Source organism: Streptomyces sp. NPDC037126 (assembly GCF_055605965.1).
In genome coordinates this window covers 36,274-59,541 of the sequence record NZ_JBVJTD010000020.1, presented here as the reverse complement: position 1 = coordinate 59,541, position 23,268 = coordinate 36,274, and the positions used below count along the sequence as shown (strand labels likewise).

The 23,268-nt window shown below is 72.5% G+C and carries 21 protein-coding genes; 2 read left to right on the top strand and 19 right to left on the bottom strand.

Going from position 1 to position 23,268, the window contains the following annotated elements; genetic code table 11:
• Positions 1 to 248 precede the first annotated feature (248 nt).
• The 7 genes from ACZ7FF_RS34015 to fmt all read right to left on the bottom strand — a co-directional run bounded on the left by ACZ7FF_RS34015 (position 249) and on the right by fmt (position 6,987).
• A complete protein-coding gene (locus ACZ7FF_RS34015) occupies positions 249 to 1,691 on the bottom strand; it encodes a GuaB1 family IMP dehydrogenase-related protein (protein WP_470817215.1) in 1,443 nt (480 codons plus the stop codon).
• Positions 1,692 to 1,823: 132 nt separating this feature from the next.
• Complete coding sequence (locus ACZ7FF_RS34010; RefSeq protein ID WP_470817214.1) at positions 1,824 to 2,153, bottom strand: barstar family protein; 330 nt, start codon at positions 2,151 to 2,153, stop codon at positions 1,824 to 1,826.
• Positions 2,150 to 2,557 carry a guanyl-specific ribonuclease gene (locus ACZ7FF_RS34005; RefSeq protein ID WP_470817212.1) on the bottom strand — a complete coding sequence of 136 codons (408 nt, stop codon included), beginning with the start codon at positions 2,555 to 2,557 and terminating at the stop codon, positions 2,150 to 2,152. The genes ACZ7FF_RS34010 and ACZ7FF_RS34005 overlap by 4 nt, the downstream gene beginning before the upstream one ends.
• Positions 2,558 to 2,618: 61 nt before the next feature.
• Positions 2,619 to 3,662: a sugar-binding transcriptional regulator gene (locus tag ACZ7FF_RS34000; protein ID WP_470817211.1), complete on the bottom strand. Its 1,044-nt coding sequence runs from the start codon at positions 3,660 to 3,662 to the stop codon at positions 2,619 to 2,621.
• Positions 3,663 to 3,752: 90 nt separating this feature from the next.
• Positions 3,753 to 4,439, bottom strand: a complete 687-nt coding sequence (gene rpe, locus ACZ7FF_RS33995) for a ribulose-phosphate 3-epimerase (RefSeq protein WP_470817209.1) — start codon at positions 4,437 to 4,439, stop codon at positions 3,753 to 3,755.
• Between the two features lie 109 nt (positions 4,440 to 4,548).
• Complete coding sequence (locus ACZ7FF_RS33990; RefSeq protein WP_470817208.1) at positions 4,549 to 5,976, bottom strand: RsmB/NOP family class I SAM-dependent RNA methyltransferase; 1,428 nt, start codon at positions 5,974 to 5,976, stop codon at positions 4,549 to 4,551.
• A gap of 78 nt (positions 5,977 to 6,054) precedes the next feature.
• On the bottom strand, positions 6,055 to 6,987 hold the full coding sequence (fmt, locus tag ACZ7FF_RS33985; RefSeq protein WP_470817207.1) for a methionyl-tRNA formyltransferase: 933 nt from the start codon (positions 6,985 to 6,987) through the stop codon (positions 6,055 to 6,057).
• Between the two features lie 279 nt (positions 6,988 to 7,266).
• On the opposite strand from fmt, the gene ACZ7FF_RS33980 reads away from it, so the two are divergent.
• Positions 7,267 to 7,809, top strand: coding sequence for a hypothetical protein (locus ACZ7FF_RS33980; protein WP_470817206.1), 543 nt, complete (start codon positions 7,267 to 7,269; stop codon positions 7,807 to 7,809).
• 78 nt (positions 7,810 to 7,887) lie between these two features.
• On the opposite strand, the gene ACZ7FF_RS33975 is transcribed toward ACZ7FF_RS33980, so the two are convergent.
• Positions 7,888 to 10,047 (bottom strand): primosomal protein N', encoded by a 2,160-nt coding sequence (locus ACZ7FF_RS33975; protein ID WP_470817205.1) that lies wholly within the window; start codon positions 10,045 to 10,047, stop codon positions 7,888 to 7,890.
• Positions 10,048 to 10,337: 290 nt separating this feature from the next.
• Here ACZ7FF_RS33975 and ACZ7FF_RS33970 point away from each other — a divergent pair, with 290 nt between their 5' ends.
• Positions 10,338 to 10,484, top strand: coding sequence for a hypothetical protein (locus tag ACZ7FF_RS33970; protein ID WP_470817203.1), 147 nt, complete (start codon positions 10,338 to 10,340; stop codon positions 10,482 to 10,484).
• 60 nt (positions 10,485 to 10,544) lie between these two features.
• Here ACZ7FF_RS33970 and metK read toward each other — a convergent pair whose 3' ends face one another.
• The 11 genes from metK to ACZ7FF_RS33915 form a co-directional block, all read right to left on the bottom strand.
• Positions 10,545 to 11,753 carry a methionine adenosyltransferase gene (gene metK / locus ACZ7FF_RS33965; protein WP_470817201.1) on the bottom strand — a complete coding sequence of 403 codons (1,209 nt, stop codon included), beginning with the start codon at positions 11,751 to 11,753 and terminating at the stop codon, positions 10,545 to 10,547.
• A 236-nt stretch (positions 11,754 to 11,989) separates the two neighbouring features.
• On the bottom strand, positions 11,990 to 13,192 hold the full coding sequence (coaBC, locus tag ACZ7FF_RS33960) for a bifunctional phosphopantothenoylcysteine decarboxylase/phosphopantothenate--cysteine ligase CoaBC (protein WP_470817351.1): 1,203 nt from the start codon (positions 13,190 to 13,192) through the stop codon (positions 11,990 to 11,992).
• 111 nt (positions 13,193 to 13,303) lie between these two features.
• Positions 13,304 to 13,576 carry a DNA-directed RNA polymerase subunit omega gene (gene rpoZ, locus ACZ7FF_RS33955; protein ID WP_005319902.1) on the bottom strand — a complete coding sequence of 91 codons (273 nt, stop codon included), beginning with the start codon at positions 13,574 to 13,576 and terminating at the stop codon, positions 13,304 to 13,306.
• 52 nt (positions 13,577 to 13,628) lie between these two features.
• Entirely contained in the window at positions 13,629 to 14,273 is a 645-nt protein-coding gene (gmk, locus tag ACZ7FF_RS33950; RefSeq protein WP_470817198.1) for a guanylate kinase, read from the bottom strand.
• On the bottom strand, positions 14,248 to 14,571 hold the full coding sequence (locus ACZ7FF_RS33945; RefSeq protein WP_003977346.1) for an integration host factor: 324 nt from the start codon (positions 14,569 to 14,571) through the stop codon (positions 14,248 to 14,250). Before ACZ7FF_RS33945 ends, gmk begins: the two co-directional genes overlap by 26 nt.
• Before the next feature lie 300 nt (positions 14,572 to 14,871).
• Positions 14,872 to 15,717, bottom strand: a complete 846-nt coding sequence (gene pyrF, locus ACZ7FF_RS33940) for an orotidine-5'-phosphate decarboxylase (RefSeq protein ID WP_470817196.1) — start codon at positions 15,715 to 15,717, stop codon at positions 14,872 to 14,874.
• The gene (locus ACZ7FF_RS33935) at positions 15,714 to 16,820 is read right to left on the bottom strand and encodes a quinone-dependent dihydroorotate dehydrogenase (protein WP_470817194.1); all 1,107 of its coding nucleotides are present in this window, start codon (positions 16,818 to 16,820) and stop codon (positions 15,714 to 15,716) included. Before ACZ7FF_RS33935 ends, pyrF begins: the two co-directional genes overlap by 4 nt.
• Positions 16,821 to 16,965: 145 nt before the next feature.
• Positions 16,966 to 20,274, bottom strand: a complete 3,309-nt coding sequence (carB, locus tag ACZ7FF_RS33930; protein WP_470817192.1) for a carbamoyl-phosphate synthase large subunit — start codon at positions 20,272 to 20,274, stop codon at positions 16,966 to 16,968.
• Positions 20,267 to 21,424 (bottom strand): glutamine-hydrolyzing carbamoyl-phosphate synthase small subunit, encoded by a 1,158-nt coding sequence (gene carA / locus ACZ7FF_RS33925; protein WP_470817191.1) that lies wholly within the window; start codon positions 21,422 to 21,424, stop codon positions 20,267 to 20,269. The genes carB and carA overlap by 8 nt, the downstream gene beginning before the upstream one ends.
• Positions 21,421 to 21,981, bottom strand: coding sequence for a PH-like domain-containing protein (locus ACZ7FF_RS33920; RefSeq protein WP_470817189.1), 561 nt, complete (start codon positions 21,979 to 21,981; stop codon positions 21,421 to 21,423). The genes carA and ACZ7FF_RS33920 overlap by 4 nt, the downstream gene beginning before the upstream one ends.
• Positions 21,978 to 23,264: a dihydroorotase gene (locus tag ACZ7FF_RS33915; RefSeq protein WP_470817187.1), complete on the bottom strand. Its 1,287-nt coding sequence runs from the start codon at positions 23,262 to 23,264 to the stop codon at positions 21,978 to 21,980. Before ACZ7FF_RS33915 ends, ACZ7FF_RS33920 begins: the two co-directional genes overlap by 4 nt.
• Positions 23,265 to 23,268 lie beyond the last annotated feature (4 nt).

Here is a 23,268-nt window from a genome sequence, read left to right as displayed (position 1 = left end):
CCGCCACGCCGCGTACAGACGAGCACCCTATGAGGCGGGCCTTCACGGGCGTAATGCAGCAGCCTTGCGCGTTCCCGCATGATCATTGCGTTCCTCGGGACGGACCGGCCATTCGTTGCACACGCGCTGTCGTCCGTTGCACACCGGCCGTACAGGCCCCGTTCACGCCGCCGTCGCACCGGGGACGCCGACGGCCCCCGCCCTCCCGGGAGGCGGGAGGACGGGGGCCGTGGGGGACTTCGGCGGGGTCAGACCCAGCTGGCGTGCAGGGGCTTGCCCTCGGCGTAGCCGGCCGCGCTCTGGATGCCGACGATGGCCTTCTCGGCGAACTCCTCCAGGGAGCCGGCACCGGCGTAGGTGCAGGACGAGCGGACGCCGGCGATGATCGAGTCGATCAGGTCCTCGACGCCCGGGCGGGCCGGGTCGAGGAACATGCGGGAGGTGGAGATGCCCTCCTCGAACAGCGCCTTGCGGGCACGGTCGTAGGCCGACTCCTCGGACGTGCGGTTGCGCACCGCGCGCGCGGAGGCCATGCCGAACGACTCCTTGTACAGCCGCCCGTTCGCGTCCTGCTGGAGGTCGCCCGGGGACTCGTAGGTGCCCGCGAACCAGGAGCCGACCATCACGTTGGAGGCACCGGCCGCAAGGGCCATGGCCACGTCGCGGGGGTGGCGGACACCGCCGTCGGCCCACACGTGCTTGCCGTACTTCTTCGCCTCCGCGGCGCACTCCAGCACCGCGGAGAACTGCGGGCGGCCCACGCCGGTCATCATGCGGGTGGTGCACATGGCGCCGGGGCCGACACCGACCTTGATGATGTCCGCACCGGCGTCGATCAGGTCCTTGACGCCCTCGGCGGAGACGATGTTGCCCGCGGCGATCGGCACGTGCGGGTCGAGCCCGCGAACCAGCCTGATCGCGCTGATCATCGACTCCTGGTGGCCGTGCGCGGTGTCGATGACGAGCGTGTCCACGCCCGCGTCGAGCAGCTGCTTGGCCTTGCCCGCCACGTCGCCGTTGATGCCGACGGCGGCGGCGATGCGCAGCCTGCCGTTCGCGTCCACGGCCGGGGTGTACAGCGTGGCGCGCAGGGCGCCCTTGCGGGTCAGGATGCCCGCGAGCCTGCCGTCCTTGTCGACGGCCGGGGCGTAGCGGCGGTTGTGCGTGTCGAGGGTGTTGAAGGCCTCGCGCGGGTCGATGTCGGCGTCCAGCAGGAGCAGGTCCCTGGACATGACCACTTCGAGCTGGGTGAAGCGGTCGACGCCGGACAGGTCCGCGTCGGTGACGACGCCGACGGGGCGGTTGTCCTCGTCCACGACCACGCCCGCGTTGTGCGACCGCTTGGGCAGCAGCGCGAGGGCGTCCGCGACGGTCTGGTGCGGGGCCAGCACGATCGGGGTGTCCAGCACCAGGTGGCGGCTCTTCACCCAGGAGACGACGTCGGTGACGACGTCGATCGGGATGTCCTGCGGGATGACCACCAGGCCACCGCGGCGGGCCATGGTCTCGGCCATGCGGCGGCCGGCGATGGCGGTCATGTTGGCGACGACGAGCGGGATGGTGGTGCCCGTGCCGTCCGGCGAGCTGAGGTCCACGCCCTGACGCGAGCCCACCGCGGAGCGGCTCGGCACCATGAACACGTCGTCGTACGTCAGGTCGTACGCGGGCTGGATGTCATTGAGGAAACGCACGTGCTGCACATCCCAGTCGATCAGAGGTGGCCCCCGGACAGGTGTGCCAGGGGGAAAGAGCACGTACTTCATTGTCCCATGGGGCCGGGCCGCTCATGCCCTCACAGAACATCCAGGCTGGTCGGGGCCCTCCTAGGAGGATCCTCCAAGGGCGAGGACCACGGTGAGCGCGGGGGTGCGGTCCACCGCCTCGCCGAACACGTCCTGCGCAGTCCGCCACTCCTCGGGCTCCGCCTCGGCGTACGGCCGCCAGCCCCGTACGACGACGAGCAGGCCCTGCTCGACGGCCGCCTCGGGCCACACCGTGGGGTCGGACAGGGAGTCGGCCAGCGCGTCCCAGTTGCGCCCGAACCACTCGGGCAGCGCGAGGGCGCGGGCCACGCGGTCCATGAGGCCCGCCTTGCCCGTGACGCCGTCGAGGTCCAGCGTGACCACGAGGCGGCCCGCCAGGTCTTCGCTCATCTCAGCACCGCCCGGAACGACTTGTAGTGGTCATCGGTGTAGTAGATCTCCCCGTCCTGTCCGGTGACGAGGCGCCGGGCCCCTCGGTCGCGCGAACCGGGGGTGCGCACGGTGTACTCGTGGTAGTAGCCACGCGCGTGCCGGGGCAGGTGTCCCTCGAAGTTCCCGAAGACGACCCCGTCCTGCGCGTAGGGGAAGGGGCCGCCCCTGTCGACGAGGGCCAGGGTCTGCCGGGCCTCGGGCGGGAGCCGGGACGCGCTGACGGTGGCCGTCCCGCCGGCCCAGGCGGGCGCGGAACGGCCCGGCGCGACGGTGGTGCCGCCGTGCGACGCGCAGCCCGTCAGCAGGACGGAGAGACAGACCAGCAGCCCGGCGAGCGCACGGGGGACGAACCGCAGCAGCATGCCGACGATGCTGCCACGGCCGGTCCGCCGCGACGACCACACGACCCGCGGCCGGGGTCCCTCAGAGTCCGTCCGGGTCCGCGCGGCTGAGCGCGGGCTTCGGCGTCGGCCCCGCCGTCATCAGGTAGTCCGCGGCGGAGGTGTCCGTGACCAGGCTGGTGACCAGGCCGGAGCGCAGCACCGCGTCGATGGCGGACGCCTTGCGCTGGCCGCCGGCGATCGCCACGACCTCCGGCACCCGGCGCAGCTGGTCGGCCTTGACCGTGATGCACCGCTCCCCCAGGTCCCGCCCGATCCGGCGCCCCTCGGCGTCGAAGAGGTGCGCGGCCATCTCGGCGGCGACGCCGAGCGAGGCGTAGTGCGCCCGCTCCTCGTCGCTGAGCATGTCGTGCACCGTGGAGATGCCCGGCTCCCAGGAACCGATGGAGACGCAGGCGACGGTGACCTTGTCGAAGTACTCGTAGGCCCGGGCGATCCCGGTCTGGTTGCGCAGGGCGGCCGCGGTGGCCGCGTCCTGCAGCAGCATCGGCGCGTAGATCGGGTGGGCGTCGCCGCCCGACACCTGGGCGGCGCGGCGCACGGCCTCGACCGAGCCGCGCTCCGAGGTCCCCGCGTCGTACACACCCGTCAGCTGGACCACCGTGCACGGCGGCAGCCGGTCGAGCGCCGCCGCCATGTGGATGGTGGACCGGCCCCAGGCCAGCCCGAGCACGTCCCCCTCGTTGACCAGCTCGCCGAGCAGGTCGGCGGCGACCTCGCCGAGGTTCTCCGGATCGGGGGTCTCCTCGGCCTCGGCCGGGGACTCGACCACGACGGCGTGCCTCAGGCCGTAGCGGGCGCGCAGCGCGTCGGAGCGCTCGGCGTCCAGCTCGGCCGGCACGCGGATCTCGATACGTACGAGATCCCGTTCGAGGGCCGTCTCCAGGACCCGGGCCACCTTGAAGCGGCTGACGCCGAACTCCTCCGCGATCTGGATCTTGGACTTGCCCTCGAGGTAGAAGCGGCGGGCCATGGCCGCCGCCTGCACCAGCTCAGCGGGTCCCATCCGCATGGCTGACCGGCCCGCCGACATACCCGACACGGCGATCTCCTCACTGCTGTTCACACTCTGGATTCGCCGTTCATCCTTGCAGATTCGGCGCAACGGATCCGCCCTGATGGGCGGCGTTCACTCAAGCGTTCACGTACCTGTGGCTCAGTGGTCGCATGCCCACGACGCCTTGGCGGTGGCCGAATCCGCCTGGGCGCGCAGGGCACGTACCGCGTCCGTTGGGTCCTTCGCCCCGTAGACCGCCGAGCCGGCGACGAACACGTCCGCCCCGGCGTCCGCGCACCGCTCGATCGTCGAGGCCGAGACACCACCGTCGACCTGCAGCCACAGCTGAAGACCGTGCTTGCCGATCAGCTCACGGGTGCGGCGGATCTTCGGCAGCATGATGTCGAGGAACGCCTGGCCGCCGAAGCCGGGCTCGACCGTCATGATCAGCAGCATGTCGAGTTCCGGCAGCAGGTCCTCGAACGGCTCGATCGGCGTCGCGGGCTTGAGCGCCATGGCGGCGCGGGCCCCCTTGGCGCGGATCTCCCGGGCGAGTCGCACCGGCGCGGCGGCCGCCTCCACGTGGAAGGTGACCGACGAGGCGCCCGCCTCCACGTACTGGGGCGCCCAGCGGTCGGGGTCCTCGATCATCAGATGGCAGTCCAGCGGGGTGTCCGTCGCGCGGGCCAGGGACTCCACGACCGGCACGCCGAGCGTGAGGTTCGGGACGAAGTGGTTGTCCATGACGTCGACATGGAGCCAGTCGGCGCCCTGGACCGCCTTGGCCTCCTCCGCGAGGCGCGCGAAGTCGGCGGACAGGATGCTGGGATTGATCTGCACGGCCATGACCCAAGCCTGCCATGCCCGGAGCACTGATGTTCGCGCCGTCCACGCGCGAGGCCGTTCATCGTACCGGTGACGGCCGGCCTCACGTCCCCCGCCCCCGCCGGAACGCTCAGCCGGTGCGGCGGATCAGGGCCAGGTACATCGCGTCCGTGCCGTGCAGATGCGGCCACAGCTGGACGTCCGGTCCCTCGCCGAGCGCGGGGACGCCGGGGAGCAGCGGGCGTGCGTCGACGAGTTCGGCGTCGGGGTGCTGCTTGAGCACGTCGGAGACGACCGCGCGGGTCTCGGCGAGGTGCGGCGAGCAGGTGGCGTAGCCGACGATGCCGCCGACGCGCACCGAGTCGAGCGCGGTGGTCAGCAGGGCGCGCTGGAGCGGGGCGAAGCTGTCCAGGTCCTCGGGGCGCCGCCGCCAGCGGGCCTCGGGGCGCCGCCGCAGGGCGCCGAGCCCGGTGCACGGCACGTCCATCAGCACGCGGTCGAAACTGCCGGACCGCCACGGCGGCCGGGTCCCGTCCGCGGTGACGACCTCGTACGGCCCCGGGTTCCCGGCCAGCGCCCGGGCTACGAGACCGGCCCGGTGCGGCTGCTTCTCCGCGGCGAGCAGCGCGGCGCCCCGCTCGGCGGCGAGCGCGCCCAGCAGCGCGGCCTTGCCGCCGGGCCCGGCACACCCGTCGAGCCACCGGCGGTCCGGCCCCTCCAGCGGAGCGTTGGCCAGCGCGAGGGCCACCAGCTGGCTGCCCTCGTCCTGCACCCCGGCGCGCCCCTCGCGCACGGCCCCGACCGCGCCGGGCTCGCCGCCCTCGGCCAGCCGCACGGCGTACGGCGACCAGCGCCCCGGCACCGCCGCGTCCTCGCGCAGCAGTTCCTCGGCGGTGGCCCGCCCCGGGCGCGCGACCAGCGTCACCTCGGGCCGCTCGTTGTCGGCCGCGAGCAGTTCCTCGATGCCGGCGCGTCCGCCCCCGAGGGAGTCCCAGAGCGCGGAGACGATCCAGCGGGGGTGGGAGTGCACGACGGCGAGATGGTCCTCGGGATCCTCGTCGTAGGACGGCGCGACCTTGCCGAGCCACCCGTCGAGGTCGTCCTGCGCCACCTTGCGCAGCACCGCGTTGACGAACTTGGCGCGTCCGTCCCCGAGCACGACTCGGGCGAGTTCCACGGTCGCGGACACGGCGGCGTGGGTGGGGATCCGGGTCCCGAGCAGCTGGTGCGCGCCGAGGCTCAGCACGTCGAGCACCGGCGGGTCGACCTCGCGCAACGGCCGGTCGACGCAGGCGGCGATGACGGCGTCGTACGTGCCCTGGCGGCGCAGCGTGCCGTACACCAGCTCGGTGGCGAGCGCGGCGTCCCGGGCCTCGAACTTGTCCGGCCCCTCCTTCTCGCGCGCCTTCCTGAGCAGCGGGGGCAGCACGAGGTTGGCGTACGCGTCCCGCTCGTCCACCGCCCGCAGCGCCTCGAAGGCCAGGATGCGGACGGGGTCCTTCTGGGGACGCCGGTAGGGCTTGGCGGGCCTGTGGGGCCGCCGCGACTGCTCGCTCACGAAAAAGGTGCTCCGGATGTGAAGAGGGGGTGCGGTGTCCAGCCTACGTCGGCGCACCGCCGTCCCCGCCGCCCGGGCTCAGCCGCCGAGCGCCTCGCCCTCGGCGATGCGCACGCCGCGCGCCCAGTCGGCCGCGCGCATCGGCTTCTTGCCCTGGGCCTGCACCCAGAGCAGCTCGACCGCGTGGGAACCGGTGCCCACGTGCACGCTGTTCTTGCCCGCAGCGATCCGGCCCGGGGCCAGGTCCGTCCGCTCGGGCGCCGGGGTGACCTGGACGAGCTTGAGCCGCTCGCCGCGGAAGGTGGTCCAGGCGCCGGGCGCCGGGGTGCAGCCGCGCACGACCCGGTCCACGCGCAGCGCCGGCGTCGCCCAGTCCACCCGGGCGTCCTCGACGGTGATCTTCGGTGCGAGGGTGATGCCCTCGGCCGGCTGCGGTACGGCCTTCAGCGTGCCGTCCTCGATGCCGTCCATGGTGGCCGCGAGCAGCCCGGCCCCGGCGAAGGCCAGCCGGGTGAGCAGGTCGCCGCTGGTGTCGGTGGGCCGGACCTGCTCGGTCACCGTCCCGTACAGCGGCCCGGAGTCCAGGCCCTCCTCGATGAGGAAGGTGGAGGCCCCGGTGATCTCGTCGCCCGCCATGAGCGCGTGCTGCACCGGCGCCGCGCCGCGCCAGGCGGGCAGCAGCGAGAAGTGCAGGTTGACCCAGCCGTGGGCGGGCACGTCGAGGGCGACGCGGGGCAGCAGGGCACCGTAGGCGACGACGGGGCAGCAGTCCGGGGCGATCTCCCCCAGCCGCTCCAGGAACTCGGGGTCGCGCGGCCTGACCGGCTTCAGCACCTCGATGCCGGCCTCCTCCGCCCGCTCGGCCACGGGCGAAGCGACCAGCCTGCGTCCACGGCCGGCGGGTGCGTCGGGCCGCGTGACGACGGCGGCCACCTCGTGCCGCCCGGAGGCGATCAGGGCGTCCAGGGCGGGAACGGCGACCTCGGGGGTACCGGCGAAGACGAGCTTCATGGGCGGGAGCGGGCCTCTCGGGCGGGGGCGGGCGGGCAGCGCACCAGTCTATGACCACACCGCACAGGCTTCCGACGGCGAATCACCACCCGCCGGTCGCCCTGCCGTCCGGTCAACTGACGGCGAGCGGCGCGCGGGTGGAAGGGAGGCGTATGCATATGCCCGTACGCCCCCACCCCGTGACCAGCGGAGCGCACACGCGTTGGTCAAGAAGGAGTTGACCACAGAGGACCGCTTTCGCCGCCCGATTCCTTTCACCGCAGTTCGAGAGGCTTGTTCATGGCCGACCACGCAACCCACGACGCCCAGGCCCGGGCCAGCCTGCACTTGCTGGTGCGGGACATCGAGCGGGTCCGCCGGCAGGTGGACGCGCTGCGCACGCTCACCGCCCAGTTGGGCAACGTCTACCGCCCGCGCCGCTCCGGCCCGTCCACGGGCTTCGTCGTCTACGGACGCGCCCCCGCCCCGACGGTGCGCCTCGCCCAGGAACTCCGGGACAGCGTCGAGACCCTGGTGACGGCCGCCGTGGACTTCGACCGCTCACTCGGCTTCTCGTGGGACGCGGTCGGTTCGGCTCTCGGGGTGACCAAGCAGGCGGTGCACCGCCGTTACGGCGCCCGCCGCGCCGCGACCCCGGCGGCGACCGAGCCCGAGCTGGCCCAGGAGCCGACCGGAACCCGCACGGTGAACGTGAACACCGGCCTGCCCACGGTGCCGACGGTCCCCGCCGCCCGTTCCCTGCCCACGCAGCCGACCGCGGGCAGCCCGACGCTGCGTGACGACGTCCGGCCGACCGCCTTCCCCGGTCCGCGCAACGGCTGAGCCGCCCCACCCCGCCCTCCCGGGAGGCCTCCGGGAGGGCAGCCGTGCGTCAGGACCCCCGGCCCGCCCGCCCCGCCGTCACCCGATGTCCGGCGGATCGATCCGCACCCGCACCGGCTCGCCGCTCCCCCGTGCCATGCGGGCTGCCTGAGCGGCCTTCAGAGCGGCCGCCAGCGCCGCGCCGCTGCCGGGCGGCACGCGTACCAGTGCCCGCTCCCAGTGCTCCCCGGGAGGCGCCACCCCGGGCCTGCGCGGCCGGCCGGGCGGCGCGTCCGGCAGCGGTACCGGCCCCAACACCTCCGCGTCGGACGGCAGTTCGACGGCGGCGAGAAACTCGGCGACGGCCGCCGGAGTGCCGGACACGGCCGCCATCCGGGACACCGGCGGAAAACCCAGTTCGGCCCGCTCGGCCAGCTCCCGCACCGCGTGCCCCACCGGGTCCCACCGCACCAGCGCCTGCACGGGCCGCAGGGTCGGCTCGGCCACCACGACCACCGTGCCGCCCTCCCCCTGGGGGCGTACCAGCGCCGCCGCCGCGATCCAGCGGCGCAGCGCGTCCTCCCCGGCCCTCAGGTCGGGCCGTACGAGCATGGCCCAGCCGTCCAGCAGCAGGGCCGCCGCATAGCCGCCCTCGGCGACCGGCTCGGCGCCCGGTGTACTCACGACCAGCGCGGGTGTGCCCGGCACGGTGTCCAGTACGTGTTCGCGCCCCGAGGTGCGCACGGGCACGGCGGGAAAGGCCCGGCCCAGTTCCTCGGCGGTCCGCCGCGCGCCCACGACCTGGGCGCGGAGCCGGAAGCCCCCGCACTCGGGGCAGTGCCAGGCGCCCTCCTCGCGCCCGCACCAGCCGCACCGCAGCACGTCCGCGTCCTGCCCCTGGAGCGGCCCGGAGCAGTGCCGGCAGCGCGCCGGGGCGCGGCACCGGGCGCACGCCATGCTCGGCGCGTACCCGCGCCGGGGCACCTGGACGAGCACCGGCCCGTGCCGCAGGCCTTCGCGGGCCGCCTGCCAGGCGAGCGTGGGCAGCCGGGCGGCGCGCGCGGCCTCGTCGCGGGCGAGGTCCTCGTCCCCGACCGTCCGGACCAGCGGCGCGGACCGCCGCACCTGCTCCCGCCCGGCCACCAGGGGCCGCGCCCAGCCGCTCTCGACCAGCTGGGCGGCCTCCACGGTGCAGCCGAAGCCGCCCAGCAGGAAGCCGCACCGGTCGAGCGCGGCGCGCAGCAGCAGCACGTCACGGGCGTGCGGCTGCGGGGCGTGCTGCTCGCTGTGGCTGTCGTCGCCGTCGTCCCAGACGGCGACGAGCCCGAGGTCCTGCACGGGCGCGAACATGGCCGCCCGGGTCCCGACCACGGCGCGTACGGATCCCCGCCGCACCGCGAGCCACTGCGCGTACCGCTTCTCGGGTCCGGCCTCGGCGGTGAGCAGCGCGTGCCGGCCCGTGCCGAGCAGCGTGGTCAGCGCGGCGTCGACCCGTGCGGCCGCCCGGCCGTCCGGTACGACGACGAGCGCGCCGCGTCCGGAGGCGAGCGTGGCGGCGACGGTCCGGGCCAGCTCGTCGCTCCACAGCGGCCCCGGCAGGGCGTTCCACACGGCCCGGGGCGCGCCGCCGGAGGCCAGCGCGTCGAGGAAGGCGCCCCCCTGCTCGTACCGCGTCCAGGAACCGGCGCCGGGCGCCTCGGGCGGCGGCAGCGGATCGGGGGACGGACGCCCCTCGGCGCGGGCGCTGCGCGGCGGTACCGCCAGCTGGAGCACGTCGGCGAGGCTTCCCGCGTACCGGTCGGCGACGGATCTGGCGAGCCCCAGCAGCTCCTCGCTCAGCACGGGCTCGGGCGACACGACCTGGGCGAGCGCCGCCAGGGGCCCGGAGTAGTCGGACTCCTCCCGACGCTCGACGAGGAAACCGTCGATGAGGCCGCCGCCCTCCCGGCGGCCCTCGCGCACCCGGTGCCGCCCGGCCCCGAACCGCACGCGCACCCGCACTCCGGGCTGCGCCTGCTCGTCCAGCTCGGCGGGGACCGCGTAGTCGAAGTAGCGGTCGAGATGCAGCACACCCTTGTCGACCAGCACCCGCGCGACCGGCGCCCGCTCCGCGAGGGCGGCGCCCCGCCAGGTCCGCGGCTTGGCCCGGGGCGTCTTCGCCTGGCGCACGCTCTCCCGGATGAGCGCGAGCTGCTCCGGCGGTGCCCCCTCGGCCCCGCCGTCCCCTTCTGCCCGGGGCGCCCCGTTCTCGCTGCTCACGCTTGCATTCTTACCAAACGGCACCGACAACGGCGCCGGACGCCCGGTGCCCGCCCGAGATCGGCCCGGCCACGGCCGACGCCTCACGGCGCTTCCGCCTTGGGCCACTCGGCCATACCGCCCCGCCTGCGGAGCGGCAGCAGGATTCGAACCTGCGGGGTCTGCACCCGGAAGTATCCGCGGCCCTCGCACCGGGCGGGCACCGGCGGCCCCGGCGTAGGGAGGACCGGTCCACGCCCGCCAGGCAATTCCCGGAGCTGTCGTGGTCCTCCATCGGTCGTCCGGCGGACGTGGTGCGGCCGGGTCGGCGGATCACCGCCGAGGTGCTGATCGCGGAGACCCTGCGGGGCCGGGTCGTGCTCTCCTACAAGGCCCTCCAGCGGACCCCTGGGAGCGGCCGTCCGCGGCGGTGGATCCGGCCGGTGCCCGCCGGCTGAACCGGGACACGCCGAGGCCCGGCCCCGTGGGGGCCGGGCCTCGGCGAGAGGTGGCGGGGTCTACAGGCCCACGGCGGCGCGCAGGGCGTCGACGCGGTCCGTGCGCTCCCAGGTGAAGTCGGGCAGCTCGCGGCCGAAGTGGCCGTAGGCCGCCGTCTGGGCGTAGATCGGGCGGAGCAGGTCGAGGTCGCGGATGATCGCGGCCGGACGCAGGTCGAAGACCTCGTCGATGGCCTTCTCGATCTTCTCGGCGTCGACCTTGGCGGTGCCGAAGGTCTCCACGAACAGGCCGACGGGCTCGGCCTTGCCGATCGCGTACGCGACCTGGACCTCGCAGCGGGCGGCCAGACCGGCGGCCACCACGTTCTTGGCGACCCAGCGCATCGCGTACGCGGCGGAGCGGTCCACCTTGGACGGGTCCTTGCCCGAGAAGGCGCCGCCGCCGTGGCGGGCCATGCCGCCGTAGGTGTCGATGATGATCTTGCGGCCGGTCAGACCGGCGTCACCCATCGGGCCGCCGATCTCGAAGCGGCCGGTCGGGTTGACCAGCAGCCGGTAGCCCTCGGTGTCCAGCTTGATGCCCTCGTCCAGGAGCGCCTTCAGCTCCGGCTCCACGACGAACTCGCGGATGTCGGGCGCCAGCAGAGACTCCAGGTCGATGTCCGAGGCGTGCTGGGAGGAGACGACGACCGTGTCGAGGCGGACCGCCTTGTCGCCGTCGTACTCGATGGTGACCTGCGTCTTGCCGTCCGGGCGCAGGTAGGGGATCGTGCCGTTCTTGCGGACCTCGGAGAGGCGCTTGGACAGGCGGTGCGCCAGGAAGATCGGGAGCGGCATCAGGGTCGGGGTCTCGTCCGACGCGTAGCCGAACATCAGGCCCTGGTCGCCCGCGCCCTGCCGGTCCAGCTCGTCCTCGTCACCCTCGACCCGGTTCTCGTACGCGGTGTCGACACCCTGCGCGATGTCCGGGGACTGCGCGCCGATGGACACCGACACGCCGCAGGAGGCGCCGTCGAAGCCCTTCTTGGAGGAGTCGTAGCCGATCTCCAGGATCTTGCTGCGGACGAGGGTCGCGATGTCCGCGTAGGCCTTGGTCGTCACCTCGCCGGCCACGTGCACCAGGCCGGTGGTGATGAGCGTCTCCACGGCGACCCGGGAGGTCGGGTCCTCGCGCAGAAGCGCGTCGAGAATGGTGTCGCTGATCTGGTCAGCGATCTTGTCGGGGTGACCCTCGGTCACGGACTCCGAGGTGAACAGGCGACGGGACACAACGCTCCCTGTGGTTGCAGCGGCTGCTGGCTGATCATTTGCGGACGACACGGGCTGCGCCTGGCGTCGACCGTGAACAGTTTATCGGTCGCACTCGGCCGATGGGCCACCGTCTCGCCTCTCGGGAGCGCTGTGACCTGCGGCACGGGCATTCTGCACAATGCCGAGCGACCTTGGCCAGGGTCGCCACACCCGATTTCGGCGTGGCGTGAACCTGACGACCGGCCCGCCGGGCGTCAGCCCAGCCGGGGCACGACCAGGTCCCAGACGATCTCGGCCAGGGCCTCCTTGGGCCCGTGCGGCACCGGGGTCTCGCTGTCGTCGGCGCCCAGCACGACGGCCTCGTTCTCCTCGGAGCCGAAGGTCTTGCGCTCCCCCACCTCGTTGACGACGAGGAGGTCGCAGCCCTTGCGGGCGAGCTTGGTGCGGCCGTTGGCGAGCACGTCGTCGGTCTCGGCGGCGAAGCCGACGATCACCTGTCCGGCCCTGGCCCGATCGGCGGAGATCTCCGCGAGGATGTCCGGATTCCGCACCAGCACGATGGGGTCGGGGTCCTGGCCGTCCTTCTTCTTGATCTTGCCGGTCGCGTAGGCCGCCGGGCGGAAGTCGGCGACGGCGGCGGCCATGACGACGGCGTCGGCGTCCGCGGCGGCCTTCAGGACGGCCTCGCGCAGCTGGACGGCGGTGCCGACCTGGACGACGTCCACGCCCGCCGGGTCGGGCAGGCCGGTGTTGGCGGCGATCAGCGTCACCCGGGCGCCGCGGGCGGCGGCCGTGCGGGCGAGGGCGTAGCCCTGCTTGCCGGAGGAGCGGTTGCCGAGGAAGCGCACGGGGTCGAGGGGCTCGCGGGTGCCGCCGGCGGAGACCACGACGTGCCGGCCCCTCAGGTCGGGCTCGGCGACGCCCCGGGCCAGCACCCGGCGGCAGACCTCGAAGATCTCCACCGGGTCGGGCAGCCGGCCCTTGCCGGTGTCGACGCCGGTGAGGCGGCCGACGGCGGGCTCGACGACGACGGCGCCGCGACGGCGCAGGGTGGCGACGTTCTCCTGGGTGGCGGGGTGCTCCCACATCTCGGTGTGCATCGCGGGGGCGAAGACCACGGGGCAGCGAGCCGTCAGAAGGGTGTTGGTCAGCAGGTCGTCGGCCAGGCCGTGGGCGGCCTTGGCGAGCATGTCGGCCGTCGCCGGGGCCACGACCACCAGGTCGGCGTGCTGGCCGATGCGGACGTGCGGGACCTCGTGGACGTCGTCCCAGACCTCGGTGGCGACCGGGTTGCCGGACAGGGCGGACCAGGTGGCGGCGCCGACGAAGTGCAGCGCCGAGGCCGTGGGCACGACGCGCACGTCATGGCCCGACTCCGTGAACCTTCTCAGCAGCTCACAGGCCTTGTAGGCGGCGATGCCGCCGCTGACGCCCAGAACGACCCTCGGCTTGTCCACCATCTCTCCCCGGCTCGAACGTACGGGACCATCACACACCACAGGCCCGGCAGTACGGCTGCCGGGCCTGTGGATAAGTCAACCGCAATCTGAAAGTACTACCGCGCGGTGCTACTGAGCGGGGCCCTCGATGGCCTCGGAGGTCAGCAGACCGGCGTTGATCTCGCGCAGGGCGATCGAGAGCGGCTTCTCGTGGACGTGGGTGTCGACGAGCGGACCGACGTACTCGAGGAGGCCCTCGCCGAGCTGCGAGTAGTACGCGTTGATCTGACGGGCACGCTTGGCCGCGTAGATCACGAGGCTGTACTTCGAGTCGGTGGCCTCGAGAAGCTCGTCGATCGGCGGGTTGATGATGCCCTCGGGCGCGGTGATGGAAGAGGACACGCTCTACCTTCCGATGGGTGGGAAAGAATCATTCATGATCACACACTCGTGATCACACAACGTCCATCAAGGCTAGCAGCTCACGGGCCACGTCCTCGACGGAGGTGTTGACCAAGGTCTCGTCGAACTCCGGCTCGGCCGCCAGCTCGGTCCTGGCCGCCTCCAGGCGACGCTCGATGACCTCGGGCGGCTCGGTCCCCCGGCCGGTGAGCCTGCGCACCAGCTCCTCCCAGGAGGGCGGGGCCAGGAACACCAGCTGGGCGTCGGACATGGAGTCGCGGACCTGCCGGGCGCCCTGGAGGTCGATCTCCAGCAGGACCGGCTCGCCGTTCTCCAGCCGCTCCAGCACGGCCGCGCGGGGCGTGCCGTAACGGTTGCCGGCGAACTCGGCCCACTCCAGCAGTTCACCGTTGGCGATCAGCTTGTCCATCTCCTCGTCGGTGACGAAGAAGTAGTGGATTCCGTGCTGCTCGCCGGGGCGCGGCGTACGGGTCGTCGCCGACACCGAGAGCCAGACCTCGGGGTGTTCCTTGCGCATATGGGCGACGACCGTGCTCTTGCCGACCCCCGAGGGGCCGGAGAGCACGGTCAGCCGCGGACGTTCACTCATGCAGCGATTATTCCAGCAATCCCGGAGTGCCCGGGACTCCCGGCCCGGCCAAGGCCCGGACTCAGGAGCCGGTGCTGCCGAACTCACGCTCCAGGGAGGCGATCTGGTTGGAACCGAGACCCCGCACACGGCGGCTCTCGGAGATACCCAGACGCTCCATGATCTGCTTGGCGCGGACCTTGCCCACGCCCGGCAGCGACTCGAGCAGTGCGGAGACCTTCATCTTGCCGATGACGTCGTTCTCCTGGCCCTGCTTGATGACCTCGTGCAGGGAGGCGCCGGAGTGCTTGAGTCGATTCTTGACCTCGGCCCGCTCCCGGCGAGCCGCGGCGGCCTTTTCGAGCGCGGCTGCGCGCTGTTCAGGGGTAAGGGGCGGAAGAGCCACGCCTACGTCACCTCGGATGTCGAACTGTCGGATACGGACCGGTGAGGAACCTAGTCGCCCCACACCTGGGGAGCTACGAGCAACACGCTTCGCCCGTTCTCCCCCACTACCTAATGGGTGTGGGGGTGTCCCCACAGCTCGGAGACTAGCGGTCAAGTCCGCCAGAGTCAGCGAGAACAGCGGAAAAGTCCTGGTCAGCCTCCGTCAGGCCGGACATTTCAGACATACTGCCCTCGATTTGAGGATGTATTCACACTCAAGTCGCCCCCAGGCCGCTCACCGGAGCACCCGTCGAAGGGGTCAGGCACCGGCCACGGCCGCCCGGATCTCCTCCGCGAAGCGCTCGGCGGCCCCGCGCAGCGCCCCGACGTCGGGACCGTGACGCAGGACACCCCGGCTGACGTTGGGCACCACGTTGCGCACGGCCGCCCCGAAGACCTCCGGGAGGTCGGCCGGGGTCGCGCCCTGGGCGCCGATGCCGGGCGCGAGCAGCGGGCCGTTGATGGCGAGGTCGTACGTGGAGAGGTCGCCGAGCGTGGCGCCGACGACCGCGCCGAAGGAGCCCATCGGCTCCTCCCCCGCGTTCTCGGCCGCCAGGTGGGCCAGCATGGTCGCCCCGACGGTCCGGCCGTCGGCGCGGACCGCGTGCTGCACCTCGCCGCCCTCCGGGTTCGAGGTCAGCGCCAGTACGAACAGGCCCGCGCCGCTCTCCCGGGCCAGCGCCACGGCCGGGCTGAGCGAGCCGTAGCCGAGGTACGGCGAGACGGTCAGGGCGTCGGAGAACAGCGGGGAGTCCTTGTGCAGGAAGGCCTCGGCGTAGGCGGCCATGGTCGAGCCGATGTCGCCGCGCTTGGCGTCCGTCACGACCAGCGCGCCGGCCTGGCGCGCCTCCTGGACCGACCGTTCGAGGACGGCCAGGCCGCGCGAGCCGAACCGCTCGAAGAAGGCGCTCTGCGGCTTCAGGACGGCCACCCGGTCGGCCATCGCCTCGACGACCGTGCGGCTGAACCGCTCCAGGCCCGCCACGTCGTCGTTCAGGCCCCACTCGGCGAGCAGGGAGGCGTGCGGGTCGATGCCGACGCACAGCGGGCCGCGCTCGTCCATGGCGCGGCGCAGCCGGGCGCCGAAGGGCTCCATCGGGGTCATGCGGGCTTCCTCACGTCGGCGCCGACCGCTTCGGCGAGGGTGGCGTACGGGCTGGTGCGCAGGCGGGCGGCGAGGCCCTTGTGGATCGCGCGGCACCAGAAGGGGCCCTCGTAGACGAAGGCGCTGTAGCCCTGGACCAGCGTGGCACCGGCCAGGATGCGCTGCCAGGCGTCCTCGGCGGTCTCGATGCCGCCGACCCCCACCAGGGTGATCCGATCGCCCACGCGCGCGTACAGGCGGCGCAGGACCTCCAGGGAGCGCGCCTTGAGCGGCGCGCCGGACAGGCCGCCGGTCTCCTTCAGGAGCGAGGGCCCCGACCGCAGCCCGAGGCCCTCGCGCGCGATGGTCGTGTTGGTCGCGATGATGCCGTCCAGGCCCAGCTCGACGGCCAGGTCGGCGACGGCGTCGACGTCCTCGTCGGCGAGGTCCGGGGCGATCTTCACCAGGAGCGGGACGCGCCGGTTCGCGACCGTGCGGTCGGCGGCCTCGCGCACGGCGCTCAGCAGCGGACGCAGGTGGTCGACCGCCTGCAGGTTGCGCAGGCCGGGCGTGTTCGGGGAGGAGACGTTCACGACCAGGTAGTCGGCGTACGGGGCGAGGCGCTCGGCCGACTTCACGTAGTCGCCCACGGCCTCCGCCTCGGGGACGACCTTGGTCTTGCCGATGTTGACGCCGACGACGGTACGGAAGACCGGCTCACGCGTGGCCAGGCGGGCCGCCACGGCCAGCGAGCCGTCGTTGTTGAATCCCATGCGGTTGATCAGCGCGCGGTCCGCCACGAGCCGGAACAGCCGCTTCTTCGGGTTGCCGGGCTGCGGCTCCCCGGTGACCGTGCCGATCTCGACGTGGTCGAAGCCCAGCATGGACATGCCGTCGATGGCGACGGCGTTCTTGTCGAAGCCGGCCGCGAGCCCGAAGGGGCCGTGCATGCGCAGCCCGAGGGCCTCGGTGCGCAGCTCCTTGTGGCGCGGCGCGAGGGCGGCCGCCACGAAGGTGCGCAGCACCGGGACGCGGGCGGCGAGTCGGATCCAGCGGAAGGCCAGGTAGTGGGCCTTCTCGGGATCCATCCGCTTGAAGACCAGACGGAAGAAGAGGTGATACATCAAGTGTCCTCACACCAAGGGGGGACACCGTTTCCGGAGTCCCCCCTCATGGGCGGCTAGGGGCCCGCGCCCCGAAGGGGCGCGGGGAACTGCGCGACCAGCCACAGACGGCCCGCAGCGTGGCACACGGCCTCTCCGCGGAGCGCTAGTCGCGGGCCGCGGTCAGGTGTTCCGCGTGCTCCTGGAGCGAGCGGACGCCCACGTCGCCGTGGTTGAGCGCGTCGATGCCCTGGACGGCCGCGGCGAGCGCCTGGACGGTCGTCAGGCACGGGACCGAGCGGGCCACGGCCGCCGTACGGATGTCGTAGCCGTCGAGGCGGCCCCCGGTGCCGTACGGGGTGTTGACGATGAGGTCGACCTCGCCGTCGTGGATGAGCTGGACGATGGTCTTCTCGCCGTTCGGGCCGGTGCCCTCGGACTGCTTGCGCACGACGGTGGCGTTGATGCCGTTGCGCTTGAGGACCTCGGCGGTGCCGGAGGTGGCGAGCAGCTCGAAGCCGTGGGCGACCAGCTCGCGCGCCGGGAAGATCATCGACCGCTTGTCGCGGTTGGCGACCGAGATGAAGGCGCGGCCCTTGGTGGGCAGCGGGCCGTACGCGCCGGCCTGCGACTTGGCGTACGCCGTGCCGAAGACCGAGTCGATGCCCATGACCTCGCCGGTGGAGCGCATCTCGGGACCGAGGACGGTGTCGACGCCGCGGCCCTGGATGTCGCGGAAGCGCGACCACGGCATGACGGCCTCCTTGACGGAGATCGGCGCGTCCAGCGGCAGCTCGCCGCCGTCGCCGTGCTTCGGCAGCAGCCCCTCGGCGCGCAGCTCGGCGATGGTCGCGCCCAGCGAGATCCGGGCGGCGGCCTTCGCGAGCGGCACGGCGGTCGCCTTGGAGGTGAAGGGCACCGTGCGGGAGGCGCGCGGGTTGGCCTCCAGGACGTAGAGGATGTCGCCGGCCATCGCGAACTGGATGTTGATCAGGCCGCGCACGCCGACGCCCTTGGCGATGGCCTCGGTGGAGGCGCGCAGGCGCTTGATGTCGAAGCCGCCGAGGGTGATCGGGGGCAGGGCGCACGCCGAGTCGCCGGAGTGGATGCCGGCCTCCTCGATGTGTTCCATCACTCCGCCGAGGTACAGCTCCTCGCCGTCGTAGAGCGCGTCGACGTCGATCTCGATGGCGTCGTCCAGGAAGCGGTCGACGAGAACCGGCCGGGAGGGGCTGATCTCGGTCGACTCGGCGATGTAGCTGGCGAGGCGGGTCTCGTCGTAGACGATCTCCATGCCGCGCCCGCCGAGGACGTAGGAGGGCCGGACGAGGACCGGGTAGCCGATCTCGTCGGCGATGGCCTTGGCCTCCGCGAAGGTGGTGGCCGTGCCGTGCTTCGGGGCCGGCAGCCCCGCTTCGGCGAGGACGCGCCCGAAGGCGCCGCGGTCCTCGGCCGCGTGGATGGCCTCCGGGGAGGTGCCGACGATCGGCACGCCGTTGTCCTTCAGGGCCTGCGAGAGGCCCAGCGGGGTCTGGCCGCCGAGCTGGACGACCACGCCGGCGACGGGACCGGCGAGGGACTCCGCGTGGACGATCTCCAGCACGTCCTCGAGCGTCAGCGGCTCGAAGTACAGGCGGTCGGAGGTGTCGTAGTCCGTGGAGACGGTCTCCGGGTTGCAGTTGACCATCACGGTCTCGTACCCGGCGTCCGACAGCGCGAAGGAGGCGTGGACGCAGGAGTAGTCGAACTCGATGCCCTGGCCGATGCGGTTCGGGCCGGAGCCGAGGATGATCACCGCGGGTTTGTCGCGCCGCGCGACCTCGGTCTCCTCGTCGTAGGCGGAGTAGAAGTACGGCGTCCGTGCGGCGAACTCGGCGGCGCAGGTGTCGACCGTCTTGTAGACCGGGCGGATGCCGAGCGCGTGCCGGACCTCGCGGACGACGTCCTCGCGCAGACCGCGGATCTCACCGATCTGCTGGTCGGAGAAGCCGTGCCGCTTGGCCTCGGAGAGCAGGTCGCCGGTCAGTTCCGGCGCCTCGGCCAGCTCGTCGGCGATCTCCTTGATCAGGAAGAGCTGGTCGACGAACCACGGGTCGATCTTCGTGTACTCGAAGACCTCCTCGGGCGTGGCGCCCGCGCGGATGGCCTGCATGACCGTGTTGATCCGGCCGTCGGTGGGCCGTACGGCCTCGCGCAGCAGCGCCTCCTTGTCGCCGGTCTCGCCGACGAAGGTGAACTGGCTGCCCTTCTTCTCCAGGGAGCGCAGGGCCTTCTGGAAGGCCTCGGGGAAGTTGCGGCCGATGGCCATGGCCTCGCCGACCGACTTCATGGTGGTGGTCAGCGTGGAGTCGGCCTGCGGGAACTTCTCGAAGGCGAAGCGCGGGGCCTTGACGACCACGTAGTCGAGCGTGGGCTCGAAGGAGGCCGGGGTCTCCTGCGTGATGTCGTTCGGGATCTCGTCCAGCGTGTAGCCGACGGCCAGCTTGGCGGCGATCTTGGCGATCGGGAAGCCGGTCGCCTTGGAGGCGAGCGCCGAGGAGCGCGACACGCGCGGGTTCATCTCGATGACGATCACGCGGCCGTCCTCGGGGTTCACCGCGAACTGGATGTTGCAGCCGCCGGTGTCGACGCCGACCTCGCGGATGACGGCGATGCCGATGTCGCGCAGGATCTGGTACTCGCGGTCGGTCAGCGTCATCGCGGGCGCGACGGTGATCGAGTCACCGGTGTGCACGCCCATGGGGTCGAAGTTCTCGATGGAGCAGACGACCACGACGTTGTCGTGCTTGTCGCGCATCAGCTCCAGCTCGTACTCCTTCCAGCCGAGGATGGACTCCTCCAGGAGGACCTCGGTGGTGGGAGACAGCGTGAGGCCCTGGCCGGCGATGCGGCGCAGCTCCTCCTCGTCGTGCGCGAAGCCGGAGCCGGCGCCGCCCATGGTGAAGGAAGGGCGGACGACGACCGGGTAGCCGCCGAGCGTCTCGACGCCCTTGAGGACGTCGTCCATGGTGTGGCAGATCACCGAGCGGGCGGACTCGCCGTGCCCGGTCTTGCGGCGGACCTCCTCGACGACGCCCTTGAAGAGATCGCGGTCCTCGCCCTTGTGGATGGCCTCGGGCTTGGCGCCGATCAGCTCGACGCCGTACTTGGTCAGAACGCCGTTCTCGTGCAGCGAGATGGCGGTGTTCAGGGCCGTCTGGCCGCCCAGGGTGGGCAGCAGCGCGTCGGGGCGTTCCTTGGCGATGATCTTCTCGACGAACTCGGGGGTGATCGGTTCGACGTAGGTGGCGTCGGCGATCTCCGGGTCGGTCATGATCGTCGCCGGGTTGGAGTTGACGAGGACCACGCGCAGGCCCTCGGCCTTGAGCACCCGGCACGCCTGGGTGCCGGAGTAGTCGAACTCGGCGGCCTGGCCGATGACGATCGGGCCGGAGCCGATGACCAGGACGGACTGGATATCGGTGCGCTTAGGCACGCTGGCCCTCCATCAGGGAAACGAAGCGGTCGAACAGGTAGGCGGCGTCGTGCGGGCCCGCTGCCGCTTCGGGGTGGTACTGGACGGAGAAGGCCGGCTGGTCGAGCAGCTGCAGCCCCTCCACGACGTTGTCGTTCAGGCAGACGTGCGAGACCTCGGCGCGGCCGAACGCGGTCTCGCTGACCTTGTCGAGGGGCGCGTCCACGGCGAACCCGTGGTTGTGCGCCGTGACCTCGACCTTGCCGGTCGTACGGTCCTGGACCGGCTGGTTGATGCCGCGGTGGCCGTACTTCAGCTTGTAGGTGCCGAAGCCGAGGGCGCGGCCGAGGATCTGGTTGCCGAAGCAGATGCCGAACAGCGGCGTCCTGCGCTCCAGGACGGCCGACATCAGCGCGACCGGGCCGTCGGCGGTCGCCGGGTCGCCGGGGCCGTTGGAGAAGAACACACCGTCCGGGTCGACGGCGTAGATCTCCTCGGCCGTGGCGGTCGCGGGCAGCACGTGCACCTCGATGCCGCGCTCGGCCATGCGGTGCGGGGTCATGCCCTTGATGCCGAGGTCGATCGCGGCGACCGTGAAGCGCTTCTCGCCGACGGCAGGGACGACGTACGCCTCCTTGGTCGCGACCTCCTCGTAGAGGCTCGCGCCCTTCATGTGGGGCTGGGCCTGCACGCGGGTGAGCAGTTCGCTCTCGGGGGCGAGGGCCTCGCCGGAGAAGATGCCGGAGCGCATCGAGCCGCGCTCGCGCAGGTGGCGGGTGAGGGCGCGGGTGTCGATGCCGGAGATGCCGACCACGCCCTGCCGCACCAGCTCGTCGTCCAGGGAGCGCTTGGCGCGCCAGTTGGACGGCACGCGCGCGGGGTCGCGCACGACGTATCCGGAGACCCAGATGCGGCCGGACTCGTCGTCCTCGTCGTTCCAGCCCGTGTTGCCGATCTGCGGGGCGGTCGCGACGACGATCTGACGGTCGTACGACGGGTCGGTCAGGGTCTCCTGGTAGCCGGTCATACCGGTGGAGAACACGGCCTCGCCGAAGGTCTCCCCCACGGCCCCGTAGGCGCGGCCGCGGAAGATGCGGCCGTCCTCCAGGACGAGTACGGCGGGAAGCGCCTTGTTCCTCTGTGAGGAGCTTCCCCTGGTGGAGGTCGTCATCGTGCGCCTTCCGTGTCGTTGGTCATCTGGTTCAGGGTGTCGACCCACTCGGCGTGCTCGGCCGCGTGGTCGGAGCGGAAGCCGGAGTCGATCAGCTTGCCGCCGTGCTCCCAGGTCACCACCAGCAGGCCGCCCTCGGTGAGGACCTTGCCGGCGATGCCCTTGTCGAGCCGGGCCCCGCGCAGTGCGGCGGCGGGGACGAAGAAGTCGGGCGCGCCGGGGCGCTCCACCTCCAGGCCCTCGTCCGTCAGGGTGAGCTCGGCCAGGCTGCGGGCGCCGAGGCCGTGCGCCACGATCCGGTCCAGCCACTGCCCGGCGGTGGTGGAGCCGTGGTAGCGGCCGCTCATGCTCAGTCTCACCGGGCCGGTCTCGTCCGGCGCGCTGGGCAGCTCCGGCATGTCGCTCTGGAGCGTGCCGCGCCACTTCCAGCCCTCGCGCATCAGCCAGTAGACGAGTGCGATGAAGAGGAGGAGTCCGACGAGCCAGCCGATGCGGGCCGGCCAGTCGGTGACCGCGGCCGACCTCTTGGCCTCGGCCAGCAGGATTACAGGTGTCACGTGAGCTTCCCGTCGACGAGCGTGGCCTTGCCCCGCAGCCACGTGTGTGTCACACGGCCCGGCAGCTCACGACCCTCGTAGGGGGTGTTGCGGCTGCGCGAGGCGAAGCCCGCGGGTTCCACCTGGCCACGGTATGCCGTGTCGACGAGGGTGAGGTTGGCGGGCTCACCGGCCGAGACGGGACGGCCGTGCCCGGTGGCCTGTCCGATCTGCGCGGGCTTGACGGACATCCGGTCGGCGACGCCGGCCCAGTCCAGCAGGCCCGTTTCGACCATGGTCTCCTGGACCACCGACAGCGCGGTCTCCAGGCCGACCATGCCCATGGCGGCCGCCGCCCACTCGCAGTCCTTGTCCTCGTGCGGGTGCGGCGCGTGGTCGGTGGCGACGATGTCGATCGTGCCGTCGGCGAGCGCCTCGCGCAGGGCCGTCACGTCCCGCTCGGTGCGCAGCGGCGGGTTGACCTTGTAGACCGGGTTGTAGGTGCGCACCAGCTCGTCGGTGAGGAGCAGGTGGTGCGGGGTGACCTCGGCGGTGACCTGGATGCCGCGGGACTTGGCCCAGCGGACGATCTCCACCGAGCCGGCGGTCGACAGGTGGCAGATGTGGACGCGGGAGCCGACGTGCTCGGCGAGCAGGACGTCCCGGGCGATGATCGACTCCTCGGCGACGGCCGGCCAGCCGCCGAGGCCCAGCTCTGCGGAGACGACGCCCTCGTTCATCTGGGCGCCCTCGGTCAGCCGCGGCTCCTGCGCGTGCTGGGCGACGACACCGTCGAAGGCCTTCACGTACTCCAGCGCGCGGCGCATGATCACCGCGTCGTCCACGCACTTGCCGTCGTCGGAGAAGACGGTGACGCCGGCGGCCGACTCGTGCATGGCGCCCAGCTCGGCGAGCTTCCTGCCCTCCAGTCCGACGGTGACGGCGCCGATGGGCCGCACGTCGCAGTAGCCGTGCTCCCCGCCGAGCCGCCAGACCTGCTCGACGACACCGGCGGTGTCGGCGACGGGGAAGGTGTTGGCCATGGCGAACACGGCGGTGTAGCCGCCGCTCGCCGCCGCGCGCGTGCCGGTCAGCACGGTCTCGGAGTCCTCGCGGCCCGGCTCGCGCAGATGGGTGTGCAGGTCGACCAGGCCCGGCAGCAGCACCCGGCCCTCCGCCTCGACGACCTCGGCGCCCTCGGCGCTGAGACCGGTGCCCACCTCGGCGATGGTCTCGCCGTCGATCAGCACGTCCTGCGGCTCGCCGCCGAGCACCTTCGCACCACGGATCAGGATCTTGCTCATGGGT